This is a genomic window from Mucilaginibacter sp. OK283, from assembly GCF_900110415.1.
Classification (GTDB): Bacteria; Bacteroidota; Bacteroidia; order Sphingobacteriales; family Sphingobacteriaceae; genus Mucilaginibacter.
This window is the reverse complement of record NZ_FODR01000025.1, coordinates 20,325-27,890: the sequence shown is the minus strand read 5'-3', so window position 1 is coordinate 27,890 and position 7,566 is coordinate 20,325. Positions and strand designations below refer to the sequence as shown.

Sequence of the window (7,566 nt, the reverse complement as noted above, 5' to 3'; positions counted from 1 at the left end):
TAATATACTAATAATCAATATTTTAATCAATATTTCAAAGAACTTAATTCTAAAGCCACTGTTGGCTTGTTTAGTTGTGCAACAGTCACCGCAGCCGAAGAGAGGGTGACGGGCGCAGCCTCGTCGGGTGAGTCTTCACCGCCGTTCAAACCGCTTTATATTTACACTGATTTAATTATGTGTATTTTTGCAAAAAATTAAGTATCAATGGCAAATAAAGCTATTATTGCAGGTTCAACAGGACTTATTGGCAGTAAATTGCTCCAAATTTTGCTGCGTGAAAGCTTTTACGACGAAGTTTTGATCCTTGTGAGGAAAAAAATAGATTTCGATCATAAAAAATTAACGCAGCTGGTGGTCAATTTCGACCAGTTGGATAGCTATGCCGATGCGCTAACGGGGCATGCTTTATTCAGCTGCCTTGGTACAACAAACAAAAAAACACCCGATAAAACAGTTTACAGGCATATCGATCATGATTATCCCCTGCAACTGGCACAATTGGCGCTGAAAAACGGTATTGGGCAATATCACCTGGTATCATCAATAGGCGCAGATGCCGGGTCGTCCGTTTTTTATACAAAAACCAAGGGCGAAACAGAGGCCGATATCCGGCAATTAGGGTTACCTGCGTTATATATCTACCGCCCATCGATGTTAACTGGTAACAGGCAGGAAAAACGGTCAATGGAAAAAGCGCTGATCGCTTTCTTTAAAATAATAGATCCCCTGTTATTTGGCGGCTGGAAAAAATACCGGAGCATCGCCGGCGAAACTGTAGCTATGGCCATGTACAAACAATCAACAAAAAACAATACTGGCACGTTTATATACGAGTCTGATCAAATAAAGCAACTATCGTGAGTACTTATCTATCTGCCGAGAACCTTGGCCATCAATTTCATGACAACTGGTTATTTAAAAATATAACCATAGGCATTAACCGCGGCCGCAGGGTTGCACTGGTTGGTGTTAACGGCGCCGGCAAATCAACCTTATTAAAATTATTGGCCGGCTATATCAAACCGACCGAAGGTAAGGTAGTGCAAGCGCGCGACCTTAACATGGGCTACCTTGAACAGGATCCCGGCTTTAAGGATGCCGTAACCATCAGCGATTATATTTTTCATGCCGATGATGTACAGCAGCAAATGATCCGTAAATACGAAGAATTGCTGGAAAACGATCCTGACAATGCCAAGGCACTTGAAAAGATCATGGAAGAGATGAGCGAGGTTGATGCCTGGGAATACGAGTACAAAATAAAAACTATTTTGGGCCGGTTGGATATCCATCACCTTAACCAGCACATCAACACCCTGTCTGGCGGCCAAAAGAAACGTTTGGCGCTTGCCAAGCTGCTGATTGAAGACCCTGACATTTATATTTTGGATGAGCCTACCAACCACCTGGATATTGATACTATAGAATGGCTGGAAAAGTTACTGACCGACGGATCAAAAACCATATTGATGGTTACACACGACAGGTACTTTTTAGATAACGTTTGTAACGAGATACTGGAAATTGACCGTGGCAAGATAGTACCCTACAATGGCAGCTACGCTTATTACCTTGAAAAGAAAGCCGAGCGGGATGCAGCAGACGAAGCATCGTTTCAAAAAAACAGCAACCTGTTAAGAAAAGAATTGGAATGGATGCGCCGCCAGCCACAGGCACGCGGTACCAAATCAAAGGCCCGTATTGATGCTTACTATGACCTTGAAGAAAAAACCAAACAGGGCGGAGCCCGTGATAAGGTTGAACTGAGTGTAAAAACAGCACGCCAGGGCAACAAGATTATGGAGATGGAGCACCTATATAAAGGCTTCAACGGCAATACTTATATCGAAAACTTTAGCTACGTATTTAAAAAAGGCGACAGGATTGGCTTAGCCGGTAAAAATGGTACAGGCAAATCAACGTTGCTAAATTTAATCACCGGAGGTTTACAGCCCGATAAAGGAACCATTATAAAAGGCGAAACCACGGTTATCGGCTACTTTCATCAATCTGGAATTTTATTTAAAGAGGACGACCGCGTGATAGATGTGGTAAAAAACGTGGCCGAGTTTATTACTATGGCCGATGGTAAAATGATCTCCGCCTCTGCCCTGCTTACATTATTCCTGTTCCCTCCTGCCAAGCAGTATGGCTTTATATCCAAACTAAGCGGTGGCGAAAAGAAACGTTTGCAGCTGATGAGCATCCTGATGAAGAATCCTAATTTCCTGATCCTGGATGAGCCTACCAACGATTTGGATATTGATACCCTGAATGTATTGGAAGAGTTTTTAACCAACTATTCGGGTATATTAATGATGGTATCGCACGATAGGTATTTGCTTGATAAACTAACCGACCAGCTATTTATTATGGAAGGACAAGGTAAAGTGCGCATATATAACGGCAACTATTCATCGTACCGAGTTGAGTTGGATGAAGCCAAACAACAGAATAAAAAAGGCAATACTGCCCCTACCCCTGTTGCTGCTCCTGTAGCTAAAAAAAGCAAATTAAGTTTCAAGGAAGCTAAGGAATTAGAGACTATAGAGGCCGAAATTACCGTTATAGAAAACAGCATAAAAGCTAAAACCGACGAACTAAACAAGGTAGGTATTGAGCTGGCAAAGCTTAATGAAACCATAGCGCAGATAGCCGATTTAAATAAAAAGCTGGATGCCAAAAGCGCCCGTTGGATGGAATTAACTGAGTTAAACGAGGCATAAAATGAAACTATCGGATATCATAGCATCTATAGGTGTTATTATTTTATTAATAGCCTTTGTACTTAATTTATTGAATAAACTTTCATCAGAAAACAGGGTTTACAAGCTATTTAATTTTATAGGTGCGGGTACTTGTTGCTATGCATCGTATATGGTAAGCTTCTACCCTTTTGTTGTTTTAGAGGGTGTTTGGGGTGCTGTAGCACTGGTATCTTTATTGCGGGTTCCACGTGGAACGTCAGTATAAAAGAAGGTGTTTTATAACTGTTTTAACTCAAGTAGATGTAAAAACAGGCCAATAATTAACAATACAGTTAAAGTATTATGCAATAAATTTAAAAGAAATACAAAAAATCACAAAGAGACAGATAACTAAACCAAGGGACGTTCCACGTGGAACATGAGTATAAAATAAAGTTATACTGTCACTATATATTCAGATAAGTGCTCGTGATTTAATGTTCCACGTGGAACATTAAAAGAATACCATTATTAGAGCGACGTCAACAAAAGCAGCAATAGTTGCATTGTTAATAGATACTAACTGGCTCCTATTAAAGCTAATTAGAGCATACAAATCATCCGGGTTTTATTCGTGCAATTCGAAAAAAATTCGTAACAATTAGTGTGATAAATTTGATTGTTCCACGTGGAACATGGAGGTATAAAATGTTTAAGAAATATAACGTTATTGTGGTTGGTGCAGGGCATGCAGGCTGTGAAGCAGCGGCAGCAGCAGCCAACCTTGGGTCGTCTGTTTTACTCATCACCATGAACATGGGCGTGATTGCACAGATGAGTTGTAACCCCGCTATGGGCGGTGTTGCCAAGGGACAAATAGTGCGCGAGATTGATGCATTGGGTGGCTACTCGGGTATTATCACCGATAAAACATCCATCCAATTCAGGATGCTAAACCAGTCAAAAGGTCCTGCTATGTGGAGCCCAAGAGCACAAAGCGACCGTATGCGGTTTGCCGAAGAATGGCGCTTAGCACTGGAGCGTACCCCCAATGTCGACTTCTGGCAGGATACTGTTTCGTCGCTCTTAATAAAAGGAAATACCATTGCGGGAGTACGTACTTCCTTAGGTGTCGAGATAGAAGCCGACGCTGTTGTATTGACTAATGGCACCTTTTTAAATGGTATCATTCACATAGGCGAAAAGAAATTTGGTGGTGGCCGGGCCGGCGAAAAATCGGCAACGGGCTTAACCGAACAACTGATTGAATTAGGTTTTGATGCCGGCCGGATGAAGACCGGCACCCCTCCCCGCATTGACGGACGCAGCCTTAATTACTCCCTGATGGAAGAACAATGGGGCGACGAAGAACGCGGCCGTTTCTCCTACACCGATGTCGAAATGATACAACAGCAACGCTGCTGCTGGATTACTTATACCAATACCAACGTACACGAAACCTTAAAAGAAGGCTTCGAAAAATCGCCCATGTTTACCGGCCGCATCAAAGGATTAGGCCCAAGGTATTGCCCGTCTATTGAAGATAAGATAAACCGTTTTGCAGAGCGCGACCGTCACCAGATTTTTGTTGAGCCTGAAGGATTGAACACGGTAGAGATTTATGTAAATGGTTTTTCAACTTCCCTGCCCGAAGATGTACAGTATAAAGCGCTGATTCAAATACCCGGTTTCGAGAACGCCAAAATGTTCCGCCCGGGTTATGCCATCGAGTATGATTACTTCCCGCCTATCCAGTTAGGGTTAACATTAGAAACCAAATTGATCAGCAACTTGTACTTCGCCGGACAGATCAATGGTACCACCGGATATGAGGAAGCAGCATCGCAGGGCTTCATAGCAGGTATCAACGCGCATCAAAAAATCAATGATAAACATGAACTGATCCTGAAAAGATCGGAGTCATATATCGGTGTATTGATTGATGATCTGGTAACTAAAGGAACCGAAGAACCATACCGCATGTTTACTTCAAGGGCAGAGCACCGTTTATTATTACGCCAGGATAATGCCGATATCCGCCTCTCTCCCATGGGCCATGATTTAGGATTGATAAGCGACGAACGGTTAGATAAGGTAAATCAGAAGATTAAAAACTCGGATGATATCGTTGCCTACACCCGTACCAAATCTATCGACCCATCTGTAGTAAATGGTTTGCTTGAGGAGTTGGGTACATCGGCCATTAACCAGGGCGCCAAACTTTTCAATTTGCTGAGCCGCCCGCAGGTTGGTTTTAACGATCTTAAAAAAGCCGACACCGGGCTGGAAGAATTATTATCGGCCTATGACAAAGAAACAATTGAGCAGGCTGAAATAAAAATCAAATATGAGAGTTACTTTATAAAAGAAATGGAAATTGTTGACCGGATGAAAAAAATGGAAGACCGGGAGATCAATCCAAATTTCGATTATCACACTTTAGTTTCATTATCAAAAGAAGCCCGCGAAAAATTGATGAAGATAAAACCACGCACTTTAGGCCAGGCATCCCGAATTTCTGGCGTTTCGCCATCGGATATTTCGGTTTTGATGGTTCATGTGTCCCGATAGATTATAACTAACTGATAATTAATAATTTACAAAAAGTCTTTTTAAATCAATTATTTTACATTTTTAATAGTAGGATTCGTAAAAATATAAAAATCGCTTATATCGCCTAAAAACTATGTTAAATCAAAAACCGGCTAATTTTTACAATTTTTTCTTCTATATTTTTGTCGCTTTGGTCATTTTTGGCTGCGCAGCCCAGCAACAACCGCAGGGAGGCCCGCGAGACGTAACACCCCCGGTTTTGGTGAAGGCCTTGCCGGCCAACAAGACCCGCAATTTTGCCGCCAAAGAAATTAACCTGGAATTTGACGAGTTTATAAAACTGGCCAACCAGTACACCGAAATTACCATGAGCCCAACCATGGAAAAACAACCGGAGTACTCGGCTAATAAAAAACACCTGCGTATAGTTTTCAAAGACACCCTTAAAAAAAATACAACCTACGTTATCAATTTTGGAAAAGGCATCCAGGATGTAAACGAAAGTAACGTGATGAAAAATTTCACCTACGTTTTTTCAACCGGCCCACATATTGATTCGCTGAGCATTTCGGGAACGGTTACCAATACCCTCACCAGGGAAAATGAAAAAGATGTAACGGTAATGCTTTTCCCACTGAAACAAGATTCCCTCCTCTTCGGTAAAAAGAAGCCCTCCATTTTTACCACCACCGATTCATCGGGAAATTTTAGTTTAAATAATTTACATGAAGACCAGTATCGTATTTACGCGTTAAAAGAAGCAAGCCCGGATAAAATTTTTAACAACGATAATGAACTCATCGCTTTTTTAAAGAAACCCATCAATCTTAAATCCGATACAGCAAATATCAAACTAAACCTTTTTAAGCAATTCCCCGAAAAATTCCGATTCTCCGAAAAACGGTTTGACGTTGACGGAAAAATGTTGCTGATATTTAATAAGGCCTTGCAAAACCCATCGCTAAAAATAATTTACCCGGCAGATATCAACAACCAGAAGTTTGTAGAATTTAGTAAAACTAAGGATACCGCATCCATATTTGTAAAATACATGAACTTCGATTCCATCCGGGTAGCCGTTTATGATAACAATAAACCGGTTGACACAACCTACCTGCTAAAACAGAAAAAAGAAACCTTCGTCCGGGTATTCAACTTCAAATACAATATATCCAACGATAAGCTTAAACCAGGTACCGATCTTAAAATTACCAGCAACCTGCCCGTAGATGCTATTGACAATTCTCAGATCACGCTGAAGGAAGATTCTATCGGGCTGGGCTCATCCGATTATACTTTACAAAAAGATACCGGAAATGTTAAGAGCTTAACACTTAAATACCGCTGGCGGCAAAACGCCAAATACGAGCTTATTTTTAACCCCGGCGCATTTACGGATATATATGGTGACAAAAATAAATACGCTTCAAAAAAATTCCAGCCTGATAAGCCCGAAAACTATAGTTCGCTTACGTTGAAAGTTACATTGCCCGATACCTCAAAAGCCTATGTTATTGAGTTGCTTAATGATCAAAAAGTTGTATTAGAGACAACCCCTATAAGGCGAAGCGGGCCTGTTGCCTATAAAACTATTTTAACCGGCAAATACTTCATCCGGGTAATTTACGACGAAAATAAAAATGGCCGTTGGGACAGCGGTAATGTGCACTTAAAAAAGCAACCCGAAAATACCTGGGTAAACGAAAAAGAAATTACCCTGAGACCCAATTGGGAGGCCGAGGAACCTATTGTAGTGCCCAAGGAGCCACTTACTCCATAAACCAACCCGAATACATGCTATAGTTTTTTGGAAGCTGCTTAAGCAGTTCTATTTGCTGATCTGTTAAAGGCTTTATTTTTTTTGCAGGCATACCGGCATATAAAAAACCCGATTCGCACACCGTATTTTCCAATACTACCGCGCCGGCAGCAATGATCACAAACTGGTTAACAACCGCATGATCCATCACGATAGCGCCCATACCCACCAGAGTATGATCATGCAGCGTACAGCCATGCACCAGGGCGTTATGGCCTATAGATACATTACTGCCAATATTTGTAGGCGCCCTTAAATAGGTAGCATGTATCACCGCGCCATCCTGGATATTGGTGTTATCCCCTATCCTGATATAATGCACATCGCCACGGATAACCGCATTAAACCAAACCGAACAATTACTGCCCATTACCACATCACCAACAATGGTAGCGTTTTCGGCGATGAAACAATCTTCGCCCCAGATTGGGCTTTTATCTTTAACAGGAAGTATGACCATTTTAATTGTTGAATTACTGATTTATTGAATTGAAGAAACCGACT

6 protein-coding genes are annotated in these 7,566 nt (G+C 41.4%); 5 read left to right on the top strand and 1 reads right to left on the bottom strand.

Annotation, left to right across the window (positions count from 1 at the left end):
* Positions 1 to 207 precede the first annotated feature (207 nt).
* The 5 genes from BMX56_RS29655 to BMX56_RS29635 all read left to right on the top strand — a co-directional run bounded on the left by BMX56_RS29655 (position 208) and on the right by BMX56_RS29635 (position 7,023).
* Positions 208 to 864, top strand: a complete 657-nt coding sequence (locus BMX56_RS29655; RefSeq protein WP_090653353.1) for an NAD(P)H-binding protein — start codon at positions 208 to 210, stop codon at positions 862 to 864.
* A complete protein-coding gene (locus tag BMX56_RS29650; protein ID WP_090653352.1) occupies positions 861 to 2,729 on the top strand; it encodes an ABC-F family ATP-binding cassette domain-containing protein in 1,869 nt (622 codons plus the stop codon). Before BMX56_RS29655 ends, BMX56_RS29650 begins: the two co-directional genes overlap by 4 nt.
* 1 nt (position 2,730) lies before the next feature.
* Positions 2,731 to 2,976 carry a CBU_0592 family membrane protein gene (locus BMX56_RS29645; RefSeq protein ID WP_090653351.1) on the top strand — a complete coding sequence of 82 codons (246 nt, stop codon included), beginning with the start codon at positions 2,731 to 2,733 and terminating at the stop codon, positions 2,974 to 2,976.
* A 422-nt stretch (positions 2,977 to 3,398) separates the two neighbouring features.
* Positions 3,399 to 5,261, top strand: a complete 1,863-nt coding sequence (gene mnmG, locus BMX56_RS29640; RefSeq protein ID WP_090653350.1) for a tRNA uridine-5-carboxymethylaminomethyl(34) synthesis enzyme MnmG — start codon at positions 3,399 to 3,401, stop codon at positions 5,259 to 5,261.
* A 115-nt stretch (positions 5,262 to 5,376) separates the two neighbouring features.
* Complete coding sequence (locus BMX56_RS29635; RefSeq protein WP_090653349.1) at positions 5,377 to 7,023, top strand: Ig-like domain-containing domain; 1,647 nt, start codon at positions 5,377 to 5,379, stop codon at positions 7,021 to 7,023.
* Here the strand turns inward: BMX56_RS29635 and BMX56_RS29630 are convergent.
* Positions 7,013 to 7,522 (bottom strand): gamma carbonic anhydrase family protein, encoded by a 510-nt coding sequence (locus BMX56_RS29630; RefSeq protein WP_090653348.1) that lies wholly within the window; start codon positions 7,520 to 7,522, stop codon positions 7,013 to 7,015. The two genes, BMX56_RS29635 and BMX56_RS29630, sit on opposite strands and share 11 nt — an antisense overlap.
* Between the last annotated feature and the right edge of the window lie 44 nt (positions 7,523 to 7,566).

Bases quoted from the DNA above. Each gene is read 5' to 3' on its own strand.
- BMX56_RS29630 (WP_090653348.1), bottom strand. From the start codon at position 7,522: ATGGTCATACTTCCTGTTAAAGATAAAAGCCCAATCTGGGGCGAAGAT.
- mnmG (WP_090653350.1), top strand. From the start codon at position 3,399: ATGTTTAAGAAATATAACGTTATTGTGGTTGGTGCAGGGCATGCAGGC.
- BMX56_RS29635 (WP_090653349.1), top strand. From the start codon at position 5,377: ATGTTAAATCAAAAACCGGCTAATTTTTACAATTTTTTCTTCTATATT.
- BMX56_RS29655 (WP_090653353.1), top strand. From the start codon at position 208: ATGGCAAATAAAGCTATTATTGCAGGTTCAACAGGACTTATTGGCAGT.
- BMX56_RS29645 (WP_090653351.1), top strand. From the start codon at position 2,731: ATGAAACTATCGGATATCATAGCATCTATAGGTGTTATTATTTTATTA.